Below are 17,946 nucleotides of genomic sequence, written 5' to 3'. Positions count from 1 at the left end.
GCCGGGGTCTGGGTCATGGGGTCGAGGATACCTCCGGCGTGTCATTTAGTTGTGCGCAATTGAATTGCGTGCTCTAATTGTGGGGCGCGGGCGGCCGGACCAAGCCGCCGCACATGAACTTCGAGCCGAACGTGAACTTCGAGAGGGATGGTTTTCCCATGGACGCGATCTACACCGCTGTCGCCACCGCCACCCACGGCCGCGAGGGTCGCGCCGTCAGCTCCGACGGCAAGATCGACCTCGCGCTGAGCATGCCGACGGAGCTGGGTGGCAACGGCCAGGGCACGAACCCGGAACAGCTCTTCGCCGCCGGATACGCCGCCTGCTTCGGCAGCGCCCTGGGGCTCATCGGGCGTCAGGCGAAGGTCGACGTCAGCGAGGCCGCGGTGACCGCCGAGGTCGGCATCGGCAAGCAGGGTGAGGGCTTCGGCCTCAAGGTGACGCTGCGTGTGGAGCTGCCGGACTCCGTGGACGAGGCGACCGGCCGCAAGCTGGTCGAGCAGGCCCACCAGGTCTGCCCCTACTCCAACGCCACCCGCGGCAACATCCCGGTCGAGCTCGTCGTCGAGTAATCGAGTCGTTGAGTCGTCGAGTAGTCGGGCTCGTCATCGAGTAGCGGGCTCAGCCCCGAGCCGCCCCGACCGCCCAGCCGCCCCGAGCCGCGCCAGCACCTCTCCCGTCCGCCGGTTCCGGTCCACCACCACCGCCTCCTCCGGCACCTTCCGCCACCGCGTGAGCAGCAGCCAGCGCACGTGGTAGCGCCGGGCGATCGCGGTGCGCTCGGCGCGAGTTGACGCCGGGTCGAGGTAGGCACGGACGGCGGCGAGCCGTCGCGCCCGCTCCCGCTCGTCCAGGGCGGGGTCGGGCCAGGTGGGCGCGACCAGGTTCGGCCCGTACCCGGCGATGGCGTGACCGGCGTAGTACCCGTCGGTGATCACCACCTCGCCGGGGCGGATGTGCCGGGCCGCCCACCCGTACCCCGGCCACTGCGGCGGCTGCGCGAACCCCACCGGGTCCAGCGAACGCGGCACCACCGCCCCGGCCTGCGCGAGGAACCCCACGCAGGCCCCGGCGGCAGCGGCCGCGCCGAGTGCCCGCCTCGCCCACCCCCACGGCCGGGGCGCCGCCAGCTCCACGGCCAGCGCGAACTGCGGGGGCACCGCCGTGAGCCCCAGGATTCTGCCGTACGTGTAGTGGTCGCTCGTCCAGCCGTACGCCACCACGAGGCACTCCAGCGCGAACATCAGCACCAACGGGTCCCGTCCCGCCCGCCACCAGCGCCCGCCGCCCGCGCGCCGGGCACGGGCCCACAGTGCGGGCACCCCGAGCAGGGCCAGCCAGAAGTGGCCGCCCATGTGCTCGTACAGGCGCCGGTGGATGCCGTCCACACCCGTGTTCCCCGGCAGCGCCAGGACGTCGAAGTACGGCCACGCCAGGGCGACCGCCAGGGCGACCGCCCCGGTCAGCGCCCACCAGCCCACGACCGGACCGCGCCACGAGCGCTGCCACGCCGCCACGATCGCGACCGCCCCGGTCAACGACGCGACCGCCGTGATCGGATGGACGAGCACGATCAGGCCGTACAGGACGCCGAGTCCGGCGTACCCCCGCCACGCGCGTGCCCCCCGCCACCCACGTACCTCCCGCCACGCCCACGCTCCACGCGCGTGCGTTCCCGTCATCGCCCACGCCCAGAAGGTCAGCCCGATGGCGAACGCCGAGGGATAGCCGAGGTTCGTCGTCATCGACATCAGCCCGAGGTAGCCGCTCCACAGCACCCGCTCGGTGCCCCACAGTAGCGTCATGAACAGCACGGCGAGGACCGGCGCCCACGGGCGGGGCGTCAGTGTCCGTACGAAGCGGCCGATGCCTGTCAGCAGCACCGCCAGGTTCACCGGACCGGCGAGCCTCACCGCCTCCCAGCCCGACAGTCCGGTCAGCCGCGCGAGGGCGCCCTGCGCGACGGCGTACGGCGAGTAGTACGGGCTGCCCGCGCCCGGCAGGTCCGCCATCGGATGGGCGGGGTGGAGCAGGTCGGCCTTGAGGCGCTCGACGACCGCCGCGTGCTGGCCGGCGTCGCAGCACAGCGGGACCCGCCAGTACGCCAGCGTCATCACCAGCCAGAACAGACCGCCGAACACGGCGTATGGGCTGAGGCGCCAGGTGCGGCCGCCGCGCAGGGCCGTGACGCCGTGTGCGGGGCGCCGTACGCCCGTGGAGATACCGTTCCGTCCTGGTTGAGCTGTTTGGGGCACTTGCCGACTATTCCCCCAAGGGGCAACGGCTTAGCCGGGCGTCACCTCATCGGGTGACCGGGGTGTCCCGCCCGGACAGCCCCGGCGCCGGCGCCGGCGCCGCGACGGCGCCCGCAGCCCGCGCGCCCGTCACCCGCTCCAGCAGCAGCGGCAGCCCGATCACCGGCAGCAGCCACGCCAGCACGATCAGCCGGTCGCCCCAGATGGTGATGTCGGGATGCGCCGCATGGGTGAGGAACCCCGTGGCCGCCGCCGCGAGCAGGAACCCCGCGAACACCGGCCGCTGCCGCACCGCACCCCACGCCCCCGCCACCAGCGCCGTCAGGAACAGCGGCTCCCAGAACTGCCGGCGCAGCCACTCCACCCAGAAGTTGACCTCCAGGTGCAGGAACTCGGGCCACGGCCGGGCCCGGTCGGGACGGCGGAAGTGATGGGTGAGCAGGTCCTGGACGCTCTCGGAGGTGGACGGGTAGCGCAGCAGCGACGCGGCCACCACCGTCGCCAGGGCACCGCCGACCGCCACGGACCCGATCAGCAGCTGTGGCCGGTCGAGCCGCCTGCGCCGTACGGCGGTCACCGCGCACACCCCCGCCAGGCACACCGCGAGGAACATCGCCTGCGAGTGCTTCACCGTGAACAGCAGCACCAGCGATCCGCCGACCAGGGCGGCGCCCGCCCGTCCTCTCCCCTCGACCGCCAGCGCGCACCCCCACAATGCCGTCAGCGTCAGCGCCAGCATCAGCCCCTCCGTCATGGGGCGCATCGCGGTCGTACCGCACGGCAGGACGTAGAAGAGGGCCTGTCCGGTGAGCGCGACCAGCGGAGGCGCGCCCAGCGTCCGCAGCACCAGGAACGCCAGTACGCCTCCGGCCACCGCCACGAGCACGCTCGTCAGCCAGACGCCCCACGTCACCCCGAACACCGTGATGAACGGCACCAGCAGCACCGGATACCCGGGCCGTGCCTCGAAGATCCGCGTGAACCGCTCGGACGCGAACGGCGCGATGTGCCCGCCCGTCTGCCCGGCCCGCAGCCGCTTGTCCACCACCCGCCACAGCTCGCCCCGGCATCGCTCGGTGACCCGCGCGGTCGGATCGGGGGCGTGGAAACGCAGCACGTCCACGCTCTGCTTGCGCTGCGCGATGGAGGCCCGTCCCGCACACACCCAGTCGATGGTGGCGCCCGCGGCCTGGCGCTTGCCGTCGCCGCGCAGGCTGAGCGCGTACGACACGTAGTTCTTGCTGTCGGGCGTGTCCCGGCCGGTGACGCCCGCGAGCTGGAGGAGTGCGAAGACGGCGGCCAGGGCCAGCACCCAGATGCGCGGCCTCATGCGGACTCCAGGGGGGCCTCGGCGGACACAGCGGGCGGCGGCGTGGGCACCGCGGGCATCTCCGGCTCGCCCAGCAGCAGCGTCCGTACGACCCGCTCGGCCGCCCGCCCGTCGTCGAACTCGCAGAACCGCGCCCGGAACCCCTCGCGCAGCCGCGCCGACTCCTCGTCCTTCCACGCACCGGACGCCAGTAGCCAGGCCAACTCCCGGTAGGAATGCGCCACATGGCCGGGCGCGTCGGCCCTGATGTCGAAGTACGCGCCCCGGCTCGCCGTGAACGCGCCCCAGTCGTCGGCGTGGAGCACGATGGGCCGGTCCAGGTTGGCGTAGTCGAACATCAGGGCCGAGTAGTCCGTGACCAGCACATCGGAGGCGAGCATCACGTCCTCGACGTGCGGCTCGTCCGTCGCGTCGACGACGACGCCCCGGCGGTGCAGCTCGGCCAGGCCGAAGCCGCGCGCCGGACCGTCCGCGAGCGACGGGTGCAGCCGGACGACCAGGGTGCGGCCCTCGCCCAGGTCCTTGGCGAGGCGCGCGAGGTCGAAACGCTCCACGTACCCGCCCCGCCGGTAGTCGCGCCGCGTCGGCGCGTACAGCACCACCGTGTTCCCGTCCGGGATGCCGAGCCGGGCGCGGACCTCGGCACCGCTGTCCGGCTTGGCGTTCACCAGGACGTCGTTGCGCGGGCTGCCGGACCGCAGCGAGGTGAACCGGCACGGGAAGGCGCGGCTCCACACCAGCTCGGAGTGGCGGTTGGCGACCAGGCTGTGGTCCCAGCGGTCGGCGCGCCGCAGCATCTGTGGCACGTCCACTCCGTACCGGGCACCGGGCTTGCCCAGCAGATCGGCCCCCAGGTACTTGAGCGGGGTGCCCTGGTGCGTGTGAATGTGGACGCTGCCGGGGCGTTTCACCAGCGCGCCGGGCCAGTTGACGTTGTTGACGAAGTACGTGGCCCGCGCGGTCACCCGGCGGTAGTCCGGCGAGTCCAGGAGGACGTACTCGATGTCCGGCGGCAGCGACGGCACCTGCTCGGGGCGGACCACCCACACCCCGCGGACATGCGGGGCGAGATCACGGGCGGCCCGGTGGACGGCGGCCGGATCGCCGAGGACGCCCTGGTGCGAGAACGCCGAGTACACCGCCAGGTTCGGGTCCAGCGGCCGGTGTTCCTGCACGAAGGACACCCCGGACCTGACCCGGCCCGCGGCCGCCGCACGCACCGGCCGCCCGCGCTCGCCGAGCGCCCGGACCGCGCGGGCCGCCTGCTGCCGCACCCGGTAGCGGGCCCAGCTCCCCTCCAGGACCCGCAGCCCGTCGGGCACGGGACCCGCGACCCGGTACTTCCGGAACAGCCCCGCCGTCCGCCGGAAGAACTCCGCCTTGTCCTCGGGCGGCAGCCGGTCCGGCTTGGCGAGGACGTCCAGACAGTGCTCGCCCATCTTGTGGCGCAGATACGCCTGCCAGCCCGCCAGCCGGGGCCGGGAGCCGACGAAGGTGAAGACCCGCTCGTACTGGTCGAGCAGGTCGAAGTGCTTGCGGCTGGTGGTGGACAGGATGTTGCCCTGCCGGCGCTGCCGGTACGCGACGCAGATCCGGTCCATCGTGGCGATCGAGCCGGCGGTGAGCAGCACCGGGAACGTCCAGGGCGTGTCCTCGTAGTACCCCGGCGGGAAGGCGAAGCCCTCGCGCTCGACGAACTCCCGCCGGTACGCCTTGTTCCACACCACCATCAGCAGTTCCATGACCTCCGGGTACTCGTCGGCGGTGAAGGTGTCGCTCCGGCCGGTCAGCAGGTCCGCGAGGCCGTTGCGCCGTGTGCCGCCCCACCAGTACGTGCGCGCGTAGTCGAAGACCAGCACGTCCGGGTCGCCGGTCTCCTCCAGCCGGTCGGCGATCGCGCGCAGGGCGCCCGGGGTGAGCGTGTCGTCGCTGTCGAGGAACAGCAGGAAGTCCCCGGTGGCGTGCGGCATTCCGGCGTTGCGCGCCCGGCCGAGCCCCACGTTTTCCGGGAGGTGCAGCACCGTCACCCGCGGATCGCGGGCCGCGTAGGCGTCGAGGATCTCCCCGCTGCCGTCCGGCGAGCAGTCGTCGACCGCGATCACCTCCAGATCGGTGTACGACTGCCGCAGCACCGAGTCGAGGCACTCGCGCAGGAAGCCCCGCACGTTGTGGACGGGGACGATGACACTGAAGCGGGGCACTGCCGTGGGCTCCTTACGAGGCGGGCGGGCAAGTCCGTGCGGGGGCGGGAGCGGGGACGCGCCGCCCGAGCGGGACCACGGGCGGGATCGACTCGGGCGGCTGGCCGAGCAGCACCCGGCGTACCACCCGCTCGGCGGCCAGCCCGTCGTCGAACTGGCAGAACCGCTCCCGGAACACGGCCCGCAGCGCGGCGGCCTCCGCGTCCGCGTAACCGCCGTCACGGAAGAGGCACGCCAGCTCCTCGGGCGTCCGCGCCACCGGGCCGGGCGGTGTCTCCATGAGGTCGAAGCAGACGCCGCGCGTCTCCCGGTAGACCTCCCAGTCGTCCGCGTACACGACGATCGGCCGGTCGAGGTTGGCGTAGTCGAACATGATCGACGAGTAGTCCGTGACCAGCGCGTCGGCCGCGAGACAGACGTCCTCGGACGAGGGGTGGTGCGTGACGTCGATGATCCGGCCGCCGCTTCTCGCGGGCCCGCCCCGGTCGTAGAAGTAGTGGGCGCGCAGGAGGACGACGAACCGGTCACCGATCGCCTCGCAGAACGCCTCCAGGTCGAGCCCCGAGTCGAACCCGGTGGCGTGGTCGCGGTGGGTGGGTGCGTACAGCAGCACGACCTTGCCCTCGGGGACGCCCAGCTCCCGCCGGACGCGGGCCACGTCGTCGGCCGTCGCCGTGTAGTAGACGTCGTTGCGCGGATAGCCGTACTCCAGCTGCTCGTACGCGCCCGGGAAGGCCCGCTCCCAGACCTCCGTGGAGTGCCGGTTGGCGGAGAGGTTGTAGTCCCAGCGGTCCACGCGGGTCAGGAGTTTCGTGAAGCTGCCGGTGGTGGCGGCCACGACCTGGTACGTGGACTGGTCGACGCCCATCGTCTTGAGCGGGGTGCCGTGCTGGGTCTGGAGGTGCACACTGCCGGGGCGTTTGACGACGGCGTCCGCGAAGTTGGCGTTGTTCACCAGGTACTTGGCGCGGGCGAGCACTTCCCAGTAGCGCGGGCTGCCCATGACGGCGTACTCGATGCCGCCGGGGTACTTCGGCAGTGCGTCCACCGCGTCGGGCTCGACCAGGAACACCGAGCGCAGGTGCGGGGCGAGTGCACGGGCCGTGGCGTGGATCGCGGCCGGGTTGCAGATGTAGCCGCGGCCCCAGTACGCGCAGTACACCGCGAGGTTCTCGTCGAGGGGGCGGCGCAGGTGCGCGGCGTACAGCGCGCGGGTGCGCAGCAGCCGGGGACGCGGCAGCCTCTGCACTGCACTCTCGGTGGCCTGGTTGGCGGCGCGCAGCGTGTGGAACGCCGTGTACGCGCCCGCCGCGAGCAGCCGGTGCTGCGCCCCGAGGCTGCCCGCCGGGGGACGGAACCCGGTCGGGCGATGGCGCCGGTGGAGCCGGGCCGCCCGGCCGAAGAAGGCACGGCGGCGGTCGGCGGGCACCAGCTCGGGGCGTGCCGCCGTCCGCAGCACGGCCGCGAAGAGCTGCTCGAACAGCGCCTGGGACAGCCCATGCTCGGCGGCCGCCCGGGACAGCACCAGCTCCACCTGGTCGAGCAGGTCGAGCTGGTGCTCACCCGGCACGTTCAGCCGGCTGCCCTGCCGGCGCACCAGATGCCGTACGCACACCGAACGCAGCTCGGCCGCCCTCTCGGCGGTCAGCGCCACCAGCCCGCTCCAGCCGACGTCCGTGAAGTGACCGGAGGGGAAGGCGAGCTGGTGCTCGCCGACGAACGCCCGCCGGTACGCCGCGCTCCACGCCGGGACCTGCGCCCCCTTCAGCCGGGGCGTGGTCGGCTCGCCGTCCCACCAGGGCACCCGCTCGTGGTCGAAGTACAGGACGTCGGGTTCGCCGGACGCCGACAGCCGGGCGTCCAGCGCCGCCAGCGCGCCCGGCGCCAGCGTGTCGTCGCCGTCGAGGAACAGCAGGTACGCGCCGGTGGCCACCGCCACGCCCGCGTTCCGCGCCCCGCTCAGCCCGGCCGTCGGCGGCGAGTCGACCGGGGCGACGCGGGAGTCCCGCTCGGCGTACGCGGCGGTGACCGTGGCCGCCGGGGCGTCGGGGGCGTCGCGGACCGGGATCAGTTCGAAGTCGCCGAAGGACTGGGTGAGGACCGAGTCCAGGGACTGGGACAGCCGCCCCTCGACGCCATGCGTGGGGACGATGATGCTGAGGCGGGGCATTCTGTCCTCCCTGTCAGAGGGTCTCGGGTCTGTCAGAGGGTGTCGGGGACGCGGACCCTGCCGCCGGGGGACGGCACCCTGGTGCGCGGGGACGGCGGAACAGGCTTCGGCGGGAGATCGTCGAGGTACCGCGCGCGGCGGGCCGCCGCCGACGGCACCGGGTGGCGCTCGGCGAGGGACGCGAAGGACGGCAGGCCGTCGGCCTCGCCCAGCACGACACGCCGTACGACCCGCTCGGCGGCACGTCCGTCGTCGTACGGGCAGAAGCGCTCCCGGAACGCGGCCCGCAGCTGGGTGGAGCGCGAACCGCGCCAGTGACCGGTCGTGAAGATGTCGATCAGCTCGTCCTCGCTGCGTGCGACCGCACCCGGCGGGAAGGAACGCAGGTCGAAGTAGGTGCCACGGGCCGCCTCGTACGCCGCCCGGTCGTCGTCGGCGGCGTGGATCACGATGGGCCGGTCCAGGCACGCGTAGTCGAACATCAGGGACGAGTAGTCGGTGACCAGCACGTCCGAGGCCAGGCACAGATGCTCGACGTTCGGGTGGCCGGTCACGTCGAGGAGCCGGCCGCCGGGGGACTCGACCAGCGGGGCACCGTCCGCGTGGTGGGCGCGGGCCAGCAGCACGAAGCGGGGGCCGAGCCGGAGCACCAGGCGCTCCAGGTCAAGGGCCGGGCAGGGCCCGCTCTTGTAGTCGCGGTGCGTGGGCGCGTACAGGACGGCGATCGCGCCCTCGGGGATGCCGAGCGAGGCGCGCAGCCGGTCCACGTCCACCGAAGTGGCGCGCTGGAACACGTCGTTGCGGGGCTGGCCGTACTCCAGCGTCTCGTACCCGGCCGGGAAGACCCGCTCCCAGACCAGCGTGGAGTGGCGGTTGCCGGACAGCACGTAGTTCCACTGGTCGGCGCCGCGCAGCTGCCGGGCGAAGTCCGTGCGGCCGGCGGCGGCCGGGCGGTCCTGGAGGTCGAGCCCCATGCGTTTGAGCGGGGTGCCGGCCTGCGTCTGCACCAGGACCTGGCCCCCTCGCCGGACCAGTCGCGGGTCGAAGTCGGTGTTGGCGACCAGGTACTTGGAGCGGGCCAGCGCCGTCCAGTACGCGAGCGAGCCGGGCGTCACCCGGCGGGTGGCCGTCGGCAGCGTGTGGTGGTGCTCGGGACGGGCCACCCACGTGGTGCGCATCCCGGGGGAGAAGGTGCGGAACGCGTCCTCCAGCGCAGCCGGGTTGCACTCGTAGCCGCGTCCCTGCCGGGAGGAGAAGAGCGCGCGGTCGTTGCGCAGGGGGAGCAGGCGCTGGACGCGGTAGTGGACGCGGAGCGCCGCTCGCCGGCCGCCGTGTGCCAGCAGGGAGACGAACCGGCCCGTGTGCCGCAGCCCCCGCACCCCCGCCGACAGCACCTGGTACGCCCGGTGACTGCCCAGCCGGACCAGCGCGTGGCGCACCCGGCCCAGGCGGGGCACCGGGCCGCCGGGCGCACGGTAGCGGGCGTAGTGGGCGCGGGCCCGGCGGAGGAACTCGGCGCGGGTGCCGAGCGGCAGCCGGCCGCGCCGGGCGTACACGGCCCCGAGGTGGTCGACCATGCGGCTGAACAGCGCCGGGCGCCAGTGGGCCAGCGCGGGACGGGAGTCGACGTAGGCGAAGAGCCGGTCGTACTGCGCGAAGACATCGAAGTGGCGGCGGCTCGTCGTGCGGGTGATGCTGCCGAGGCGGCGCCGGCGGTGGTGGACGCAGACCCGGTCGAGGGTGGCGATCGACCCGGCGGTCATCAGGACCGGGTAGGTCCAGGGTGTGTCCTCGTAGTAGCCCGGAGGGAAGGCGAAGCCCTCGCGGTCGAGGAACTCGCGGCGGTACGCCTTGTTCCACGCCGTCTTCGTGACCGTCAGCAGCCCGGGGCGGTCGTCGAGGCGGAAGGGGGCCGGGCCCTCCTCGTTGAGCTCGAAGGCATGCTCGCTCCGGCGGGTCTCACCGGACCAGAAGGCGCGCGCGTAGTCGTAGACGAGGACGTCCGGGTCGCCGGTCTCCTTGACGCGGTCGGCGATCGCCTGGAGGGCACCCGGGGTGAGGGTGTCGTCGCCGTCCAGTAAGACCACGTAGTCGCCGGTGGCGCGGGCCAGCCCGGCGTTGCGGGCGGGGCCGGGACCCTCGTTCCGGGGCAGGTGGACAGGCCGTACGCGCGGGTCGCGGGCCGCGAACTCCTCTGCGATCGCGCCGCACGCGTCCGGGGAGCCGTCGTCGACGACGATCAGTTCGAGGTCGGGGAAGGACTGGCACAGCACCGAGTCCAGGCATTCGTGCAGGTAGGCCTGAACCTCGTAAGCGGGGACGATGACACTGAACCTGGGCACGGGGGACATCCATGGGTCGGCGCGGGCATACTGCCCGGCAACGCCCCAGGGGGCGATCGGGTTACGCCAGGTGTGTCATACGGGGGAAGCGGGATGCACTGAGGTGAACGGGGGAGGGGGCCCGCCGGTGTCGGCGCGCCCCCTCCGATCGAGTGGTGTGACGTGTGCGGTCTACTTCACCGCACCCGCCATCACTCCGGACACGAACTGCCGCTGGAACGCGAAGAACACGGCCAGCGGGATCACCATGGAGATGAAGGCGCCCGGGGCGAGGATCTCGATGTTGCTGCCGAACTGCCGTACCTGCTGCTGCAGGGCGACCGTGAGCGGCTGCGAGCCCGAGTCGGAGAACACCAGGGCGACCAGCATGTCGTTCCACACCCACAGGAACTGGAAGATCCCCAGCGACGCGATGGCCGGCGTGCCGAGCGGCAGCACGACGGTCAGGAACAGCCGCGCCTCCCCGGCACCGTCCAGCCGGGCCGCCTCCAGGAGCTCCCGGGGGATCTCCGCGAAGAAGTTGCGCAACAGGAAGATCGCGAACGGCAGTCCGAAGCCGACGTGGAACAGGATGACACCGATGATGTCGCCGAAGATCCCGAGGTTGCGGAAGAGTCCGGACAACGGGATCAGCGCCACCTGCACCGGCACCACCAGCAGCGCCACCACGCCCATGAACCACCAGTCGCGGCCCTTGAAGTCCATCCACGCGAACGCGTAGCCGGCCATGGCGCCGACGAAGATGACCAGGAGTGTCGCCGGGACCGTGATCCAGATCGTGTTGAACAGGGAACTGGTGATGTCGTCGTTCTGGAGCAGTGACTCGTAGCTCTTCGCGGTCAGCTGGGCGGGGGCCGTGAAGACCTTCCACCAGCCCGACGAGGCGATGTCGGTCGGCTCGCGGAACGAGGAGACCAGCAGACCGAACGTCGGCACCAGCCAGAACAGGGCCACCAGCAGCAGGAAGACGCGCATCGCGCCGCCCGCCGCACCGCTCGCCACCCGGGCGGCGAGCGACCGTTCGGCGCGTACGGCGGTGTCGGGCGCCGGGGTGCCGGGCTTCGGCGCCTCGGGCGTGGTCGTGTCGAGGGCGGTCACCGCTGACGCTCCTTCCGCAGACGCCGGATGTTGACCCACATCACCGGCAGGACGAGCAGCAGCAGAACGACACCGAGCGCGCTGCCGAGGCCCTCGTTGCCCCCGCCGCCGAACGACACGAGATACAACTGCAGGGCGAGGACGGCCGCGTCGTCCTGACTGGGCTGGGGCGCGATGATGTAGACGAGGTCGAAGACCTTCATCACGTTGATCATCAGCGTGACGAGGACGACGACCAGGACCGGCGCCAGCAGCGGCACGGTGATCTTGCGGAACACCTGCCATTCGTTGGCGCCGTCCACCCGGGCCGCCTCCAGCAGGTTGCGGTCCACTCCGGCCAGGCCGGCAGCGATCAGCACCATCGCGAAGCCCGCCCACATCCAGATGTACGAGCCCATGATGGCCGGGGTCACCAGGGTCGGGCCGAGCCAGTCGATGCCGTTGTACGGTGCCGCGAAGTTCGCGCCCGGCAGCCGCAGTTGGGCCCCGTCGGCGGACTTGGGCAGAGAGAACGTGCCGTCGGCGCCACTGGTCGTGGAGGCGACGACCTTGCCGTCCTTGACCGCCTCGACCTTGACGCCCTTCAGCGCCTTCTCGCCCGCGTCGACCGCGCCCTTCTCGCCGCCGCCGCCCAGCTTGAAGTCCAGCCAGACGGTGCCGGTGACCTCGTTCGACGCGGGGCTCGCGGCCTTGGCGTCCTGCGGGGTGCCGGGCAACCGGTTCGGGGCGATACCGACCAGCGGAAGCAGCGCGGGGGAGCCCGCCCGGACCGTACCGGTCGAGGTGAACGAGCCGCCGTCGGACGGCTTCAGATCACTGACCATCGCGTTCGGACGGGCCTTCGGATACACCGCCTGGTCGACAAACGTGTCGTGCACGGACGTGACCACGGCGTTCGCCACGCCCTGGTTCGGGTCCTGCTCGTACACCAGACGGAAGATGATGCCCGCGGCGAGCATCGAGATCGCCATCGGCATGAAGACGATCAGCTTGAACGCCGTCCCCCAGCGCACCCGTTCGGTGAGAACGGCGAAGATCAGGCCCAGCACCGTGACGATCGCGGGGGCGACGGCCACCCAGATCGCCGTGTTCCGCACGGCGGTCAGCGTGGAGTCGTCGGAGAAGATGTCGACGTAGTTGTCGAGCCCGACGAAGCCCGAGCCGTCCGCGTCGAACAGACTGCGCCAGACCGAGTACCCGATCGGGTAGACCACGAGCGCGCCGAGCAGCACCAGCGCGGGCAGCAGAAACAGCACCGCCACCCACAGCCGGGTGCCCATCACGCTCTTACGCGAGGCGACGGGGGGCGCCGGCGTGCTGCCGGCGCCCCCCGTCGACTTGGCAACGGATTGCGTCATGTCAGGACGTCAGCCGTTCCCGTACGCCTTGGCCGCGTCGGCCTCCAGCTTCTGCTGGACGCTCTTCACGTCCTTGGGGTTCCGCAGGAAGTCCTGCAGGCCCTTCCACTCGCCGATGCCCTGCGTGCCGCCGAAGGCCGCGGGCGCCTGGTCGGACATGTCGAAGCGGAAGTCGTCGCCCGCCGCGAGCAGCGCCTTGGCGATGTCGCGGGTGACATCGTCCTTGTACGAGCCCATGTCCATCTTGTTGTTGGGGGTGATGACGCCGCCCTGTGCCGTCCAGATCTCGGCCGCGTCCGTCGACGCCAGGAACGTCAGCAGGGCCTGCGCGCCCTCGCTGTCCTTCAGCGCCACCGCCGCGTCGCCGGCACTGACCACCGGCGAGTCGGAGCCGACCGCCGGGAACGGGAACACCTTGGCGTCCGTGCCCACCTTCGCCTTGGTGTCGGCGTTGATGTTCGCGGTCACGAAGTCGCCCTCGAAGACCATCGCGGCCGGGGCGTCACCGGAGAACGTCTGGATGACCGACTTCGGGAACTCCGTGCCCAGCGCGCCCTTGCGGCCGCCCGCGATGAGCTCGTCCTTGCCCCACAGCTCGGCCAGAGTGTTCAGGGCCTCCGTGACCGAGGGGTCCGTCCACTTGATCTTGTGCTCGGCCAGCTGGTCGTACTTCTCCGGGCCCGCCTGCGAGAGGTAGACGTTCTCGAACCAGTCGGTGAGCGTCCAGCCGTCCGCACCGCCGATGGAGATCGCGGGGGAGCCCGCGTCGGACAGCGTCTGCGCGGTCTGCGTGAACTCGTCCCACGTCTTGGGGGGGTCGGTGATCCCGGCCCCCTCGAACGCCTGGGTGTTGTACCAGACCAGCGACTTGTTCGCGGCCTTCACGTACACGCCGTACTGCTTGCCCTCGTACGCGCCGAGGTCCACCCAGCCCTTCGAGAAGTTCTTCTTCAGCTGTTCCTCGGCCTCGCTGCCCAGGGGCTTGATCCAGCCCTTCTCGGCGAACTGGTGCAGCACGCCGACCTGGGGCAGGAACGCGACGTCCGGCGGCTTGCCTCCCTCGATCTTGGTACCGAGGAACGTGGAGGTGTTGTTGCCGGTCGGCACGAAGCTGACCTTCGCACCCGTGCGCTTCTCGAACTCCTTCAGGACCTTGGTGAAGTTCTCCTGCTCCGGGCCGGTCCAGACGGCCGCGACCTCCAGCTTCTGACCGTCCAGCTTGGGCAGTTGAACGGTGGCCTTGCTGGTGTCGCCGCCCGTGTCGCCGTCCCCGCCGTCGTCGTCACCGCCGCCGCAGGCGGTGAGCGAGAGAGCGAGCACGCCTGCCGTGAGGGCGGCAACGGCCTTGGCGGCCCCAGGTTTTCTGTGTGGTCGCATCTGCGTGAGCGACCTGCGTGCACGAAGTGTGCTGCGCATTCACTGCCCCGTTCTTCGTTCTTCATCCGACAGCCGGAGCGCTGTCCCGTGCGCCACTGTCTACGCTGCGTCTTGGGGGGCGGCAAGGGCGTCTGCAGTGTCAACTTGATGATCGTAATCGCGTCGTGACCTGTGCGTCCGTCGGTTGGGCCCGGTTCGTGTGCTGGTGGGTGCAGGTGAGGGCTGGTGAGCGGGGACGCGACTCGTGGGACCGCGCGCCGGGGCCCGGGCGCACCGGGCTTTAGCAGCGCTACAGCTTTAGCAGCGCTACAGCTCTTCCGGCCCTACAGAAGCGACGGCACCTCCGTCGCCGAGACCTCGCGGGCCGCGCGGTCCAGGGCGCTGGCCAGGAGGGCCAGGTCCGTGGGGCCGTTGCCCAGTTCGCGGACCGGACGGCGGGCCGGGGGGTCGCCCATGCGGGTCCAGTCCAGGGGGACGACCGTGGGGCGGAGCGTGGCCGTACGGGGGATACGGCCGGTGACGCGGCCGGCCTGGAAGGGAATGGCACGGTCGGGGGCGGGGTGACCGGTCGGCAGGGTGTCCCGGATCGTCAGCCGGCCGCGCCCCGGCGCAGGTTCGTCCGGGCCCGGTGCGGGTGCTTCCAGGGCGACGTGGAGCGTGGCCGCACGGGCGAGGTCGGTCTCCGCCGTACGGAGGCCACCGGAGGTGGCGGCGACCAGGTGCACACCGAGGCGGGCGCCCTCCCGGGCCACGGCTTCCAGGGCCCGTACGACGGACCCGGCCGACGGGCGGCCCGGCGAGCCGAGCGGCGGGGACAGCAGCGCGTCGAGGTCGTCCACGATCACCACCAGGCGGGCGAGCGGCGGGCCGGGGTCGGTGCGGTCACGGGAGGCGGACGGGCGCAGCCGCAGGGTGGAACTGGAGGGTGTGTCGAGGTCGGCGGCGCCCTGGGAGGCGGCGGACGAGGCGCCGGGGGAGGTAGGGGACGAGGCGCGGGGGGAGGTGGCGGACGAGCCGCCGGCCGCGCTCGCCGCGCCCTTCGCCGAGCGCTGGGCGACAACACGGCCGGGCGTCCCCCGCCCGGTGTGCCAGGCGATGAAGTCGAGGCGGCCGAGCAGCTCCGAACGGCGCTTGAGCTCGGCGCTCAGGGACTGGGCGAACTCCCGCATACGGACCGGGTCGTGGGCCGCGAGATGCGTGCCGACGTGGGGGAGGTCGGTGCAGACGCCCAGCCCGTCGCCCGGACCGGTGCCGTGGTCGCTGCCGTCCCGTCCGTCCACGAGGGCGATGCCGAGCCGGTCGGGGCGCTCGGCGGCGGCGAGCGACGCGGCGATGGAGCGCAGCAACTCCGTACGGCCGCTGCCGGGCGGGCCCTCGATCAGCAGGTGGGGGCCGTCGGCGGCGAGGTCCGCGCTCACGGGCCCACGCGGACCGGCGCCGAGCACGGCCCAGGCCCGCCCGCCCACCGTCTGCGCGTCGTCGGCCGCGTCCGCCCAACGCGTCATCAGGGACGCCGGGGTGGCCCGCGCCAGCCCCAACTCGTCCAGCAGCCGCGCCGACTGGGGCAACGGCGCCGACACGCGCGCGTGCCGCTCCCCGGCCGCGCCGTCCGGCCGCAGCGGTGCCAGCGCCCGCGCGAACCGCTCGGCCCACGCTGCCGAGACGGCGTCGACGGCGGCCACGGTGCCGGGAGCTATGGGTCCGGAGAGGGAGGGGGCACCCGTCGCGGAGCCGAGGGTGGCCCAGTCGGAGCGGTTGCCCCGGTCGTGTCCGGCGTCGTCCGGCAGGTGGCCGACGAGGCTGACATGTGTGCGGTTCGACGCGCCCGGCGGTGCCTGGCCGCTGGTGCGCGTGGGCGCGTGGGCCGAGGGGTCCGCCGCGCGCGCGTGGGGCTGCCGGGACTCGGGGGGTGTGCGCCACGCGGTGTCGCCCGTCGTGTGACCGGTGGACCGGGCCGGGGCGACCCGCATCAACCGCAGTGCCGTGGCGACGTCCCCGCTCAGCAGGGCGACGGCCCCGCAGGCGCGGAACGCGGGCGACACCTCGCACGCGGCCTCGTACGTCTCCGACACCGGCGACGAGGGCGAGGCGGCCTCCGTCTCGGCGAGGCACACGACGTGGATGCCCGCCGCCGGTCCCCGGGCCGCCAGCCGCGCGACAGCCTTCCGTACCTCGGCTCCGCCCGGGTCACCGTCCACGATCACCACCGTGTACGGCCCCGCGAAGCCTGCGTCCGCCGAGTCGCCGTCCCGGGCCCAGGACGGCGGACTCACCGGGCGCTTGCCGGAGGCGTCGTCGGCCGACAGCTCCGGGTCCGCCGTGTGGTCCGTCAGGCGGCGCAGGAGCTCGTCCGTGCGCGCGGCGGCCTGGTCGTGGTCGTACGCCAGGAGCAGGCGGCAGTCCTGGCCGTGCCCCGGGCGGACGTGGGGGAGCCAGCCGAGCCAGGACCAGTCGGCCGCGCGCTCCTGCTCGGAACGGGAGCGGTCCGCGCTGATCAGGACCAGCTCCAGGCTGTCGGGCGAGTGCAGCGCGGCGAGCTGTGCCACGACCGCGCGGGCCAGGCCCAGCAGCCGCGCGCGCGGCCCGGCGAGTCCCAGCGCGCCGACCTCGCGCAGCCCGGCGGTCACCGGCACCGAGGGCAGCAGCCCCGAGCCGCCGGGCGCCGCCCGGTCGGCCGTCCCCAGGCGGACCGTCAGCGCCTCCGGGTGCGCCGGCCCCCGCTCCCACAGCCGCGGGCCCGGCCCGAGCGCCGTGAGCAGCAGGGCCGCGGGGTCCGGCCACTTCTCCGGGGCCTGCGCCACCGCGACGTGGGACTCCGGGATGAAGTCCTCGTCCGTGTCGTACGGGTCGAGGTCCCCGTCCGGCTGCTCGCCGCGCCCGCCGGTCAGCCGTCGCGCCCAGGCCGAGAGGCCCCCGCGCTTCCGGGACTCGCGCGGCAGATCCGTGCCCCGTACGGGGGTTCCCTTGCGGGTGCCGCCCGGGCCGGGAACACCGTCGGCGGGGGCCGGGGCCGGGGCCTGACCGTCGGAAGCCCTCGCGCCGGTCGAGCTCCCGAGGGCCGCCGGGCTGCCGGGGACCGCCGCGCGCCCGGGAGACGCCGGGCCCTCCGGAGCCGCCGAACGGGGGTCGGGGGGCGTCGAGCGGCCCGGATACGTCGCGCTGCCGTGCCCCGTCTGCGCCTCCGCGTCCGCCGCGCCCCCGCCACGGACGCCCCTGCTCTCGATCCGCGGCGCCCCGGCCTGCCCCGGTACGAGGGACCCGCCGTCACCGGCAGGTGCCCCGCCGGCGACCACCCGCACATGCCCCTCCCCGTCGGGCGCCGTCCCCAGCGCCCCGGAGCCCGTACCGATGGCGCCGGGCGGGGTCAGCCGGAGGGCCGACTCACCGATGCGGAGCAGCGCCCCCGGAGTGAGACGTACGGGGCGGTCGCCCACGCGGATGCCGTCGAGTGTCGTGCCGTTGGTGGAGCCGATGTCGGCGACCGAGACATGGCCGTCCTCGGCGACCGTCACCGCGCAGTGCAGTCGGGAGACGTCCGGGTCGTCGAGGGGGACGTCCGCGTCGGCGGAGCGGCCGATGTCGATCCTGCCGCCGTGCAGGAAGTGGACGCCGCCCGCGTCCGGACCCGCCACCACGTGCAGCCGGGGCGCCGACTCGTCCACCTCGGGGCCGGGCTCCGGGGCCCCCAGGGACAGCACGGCGCCGTCGACCAGCGGGGGCTCGCCCAGCGTGCAGCGCTGCGCGTCCAGCCGCTCCCCGTCCGCGTACAGCACGACGGCCCCGCCCCCGTGCTCCCGGCCCCGGTCGGACTGGGA

The 17,946-nt window shown here is 73.1% G+C and carries 10 protein-coding genes; 1 reads left to right on the top strand and 9 read right to left on the bottom strand.

Annotation, left to right across the window (positions count from 1 at the left end):
• The first annotated feature begins 158 nt into the window (after positions 1-158).
• Entirely contained in the window at positions 159-572 is a 414-nt protein-coding gene (locus FPZ41_RS35160) for an organic hydroperoxide resistance protein (RefSeq protein ID WP_152867633.1), read from the top strand.
• A 33-nt stretch (positions 573-605) separates the two neighbouring features.
• On the opposite strand, the gene FPZ41_RS35155 is transcribed toward FPZ41_RS35160, so the two are convergent.
• From FPZ41_RS35155 to FPZ41_RS35115, 9 genes are all read right to left on the bottom strand, one after another.
• Positions 606-2,222, bottom strand: a complete 1,617-nt coding sequence (locus tag FPZ41_RS35155) for a hypothetical protein (RefSeq protein WP_322621120.1) — start codon at positions 2,220-2,222, stop codon at positions 606-608.
• 79 nt (positions 2,223-2,301) lie between these two features.
• Positions 2,302-3,585 carry a hypothetical protein gene (locus FPZ41_RS35150; RefSeq protein ID WP_228023180.1) on the bottom strand — a complete coding sequence of 428 codons (1,284 nt, stop codon included), beginning with the start codon at positions 3,583-3,585 and terminating at the stop codon, positions 2,302-2,304.
• Positions 3,582-5,786, bottom strand: a complete 2,205-nt coding sequence (locus tag FPZ41_RS35145) for a bifunctional glycosyltransferase/CDP-glycerol:glycerophosphate glycerophosphotransferase (protein WP_322621119.1) — start codon at positions 5,784-5,786, stop codon at positions 3,582-3,584. The genes FPZ41_RS35150 and FPZ41_RS35145 overlap by 4 nt, the downstream gene beginning before the upstream one ends.
• 13 nt (positions 5,787-5,799) lie before the next feature.
• A complete protein-coding gene (locus FPZ41_RS35140; protein WP_152867632.1) occupies positions 5,800-7,956 on the bottom strand; it encodes a bifunctional glycosyltransferase/CDP-glycerol:glycerophosphate glycerophosphotransferase in 2,157 nt (718 codons plus the stop codon).
• A gap of 32 nt (positions 7,957-7,988) precedes the next feature.
• The gene (locus tag FPZ41_RS35135) at positions 7,989-10,298 is read right to left on the bottom strand and encodes a bifunctional glycosyltransferase/CDP-glycerol:glycerophosphate glycerophosphotransferase (protein WP_322621118.1); all 2,310 of its coding nucleotides are present in this window, start codon (positions 10,296-10,298) and stop codon (positions 7,989-7,991) included.
• A 171-nt stretch (positions 10,299-10,469) separates the two neighbouring features.
• Positions 10,470-11,396 carry a carbohydrate ABC transporter permease gene (locus FPZ41_RS35130; protein ID WP_322621117.1) on the bottom strand — a complete coding sequence of 309 codons (927 nt, stop codon included), beginning with the start codon at positions 11,394-11,396 and terminating at the stop codon, positions 10,470-10,472.
• A complete protein-coding gene (locus FPZ41_RS35125) occupies positions 11,393-12,754 on the bottom strand; it encodes a carbohydrate ABC transporter permease (RefSeq protein ID WP_152867630.1) in 1,362 nt (453 codons plus the stop codon). Before FPZ41_RS35125 ends, FPZ41_RS35130 begins: the two co-directional genes overlap by 4 nt.
• Before the next feature lie 9 nt (positions 12,755-12,763).
• A complete protein-coding gene (locus tag FPZ41_RS35120; RefSeq protein ID WP_228023179.1) occupies positions 12,764-14,131 on the bottom strand; it encodes an ABC transporter substrate-binding protein in 1,368 nt (455 codons plus the stop codon).
• Positions 14,132-14,454: 323 nt separating this feature from the next.
• Positions 14,455-17,946 (bottom strand): FHA domain-containing protein (locus tag FPZ41_RS35115; protein ID WP_152867628.1); only part of this gene is annotated, 3,492 nt, incomplete at its 5' end.

This window comes from Streptomyces acidicola (assembly GCF_009377235.1).
GTDB classification, from domain to species: domain Bacteria; phylum Actinomycetota; class Actinomycetes; order Streptomycetales; family Streptomycetaceae; genus Streptomyces; species Streptomyces acidicola.
The sequence above is the reverse complement of the archived record's forward strand: the minus strand, read 5'-3'. Positions and strand labels throughout refer to the sequence as shown.

Coding starts and splice junctions, on each gene's coding strand:
- FPZ41_RS35120 (WP_228023179.1), bottom strand. CDS start 14,131: ATGCGACCACACAGAAAACCTGGGGCCGCCAAGGCCGTTGCCGCCCTC.
- FPZ41_RS35125 (WP_152867630.1), bottom strand. CDS start 12,754: ATGACGCAATCCGTTGCCAAGTCGACGGGGGGCGCCGGCAGCACGCCG.
- FPZ41_RS35160 (WP_152867633.1), top strand. CDS start 159: ATGGACGCGATCTACACCGCTGTCGCCACCGCCACCCACGGCCGCGAG.
- FPZ41_RS35140 (WP_152867632.1), bottom strand. CDS start 7,956: ATGCCCCGCCTCAGCATCATCGTCCCCACGCATGGCGTCGAGGGGCGG.
- FPZ41_RS35150 (WP_228023180.1), bottom strand. CDS start 3,585: ATGAGGCCGCGCATCTGGGTGCTGGCCCTGGCCGCCGTCTTCGCACTC.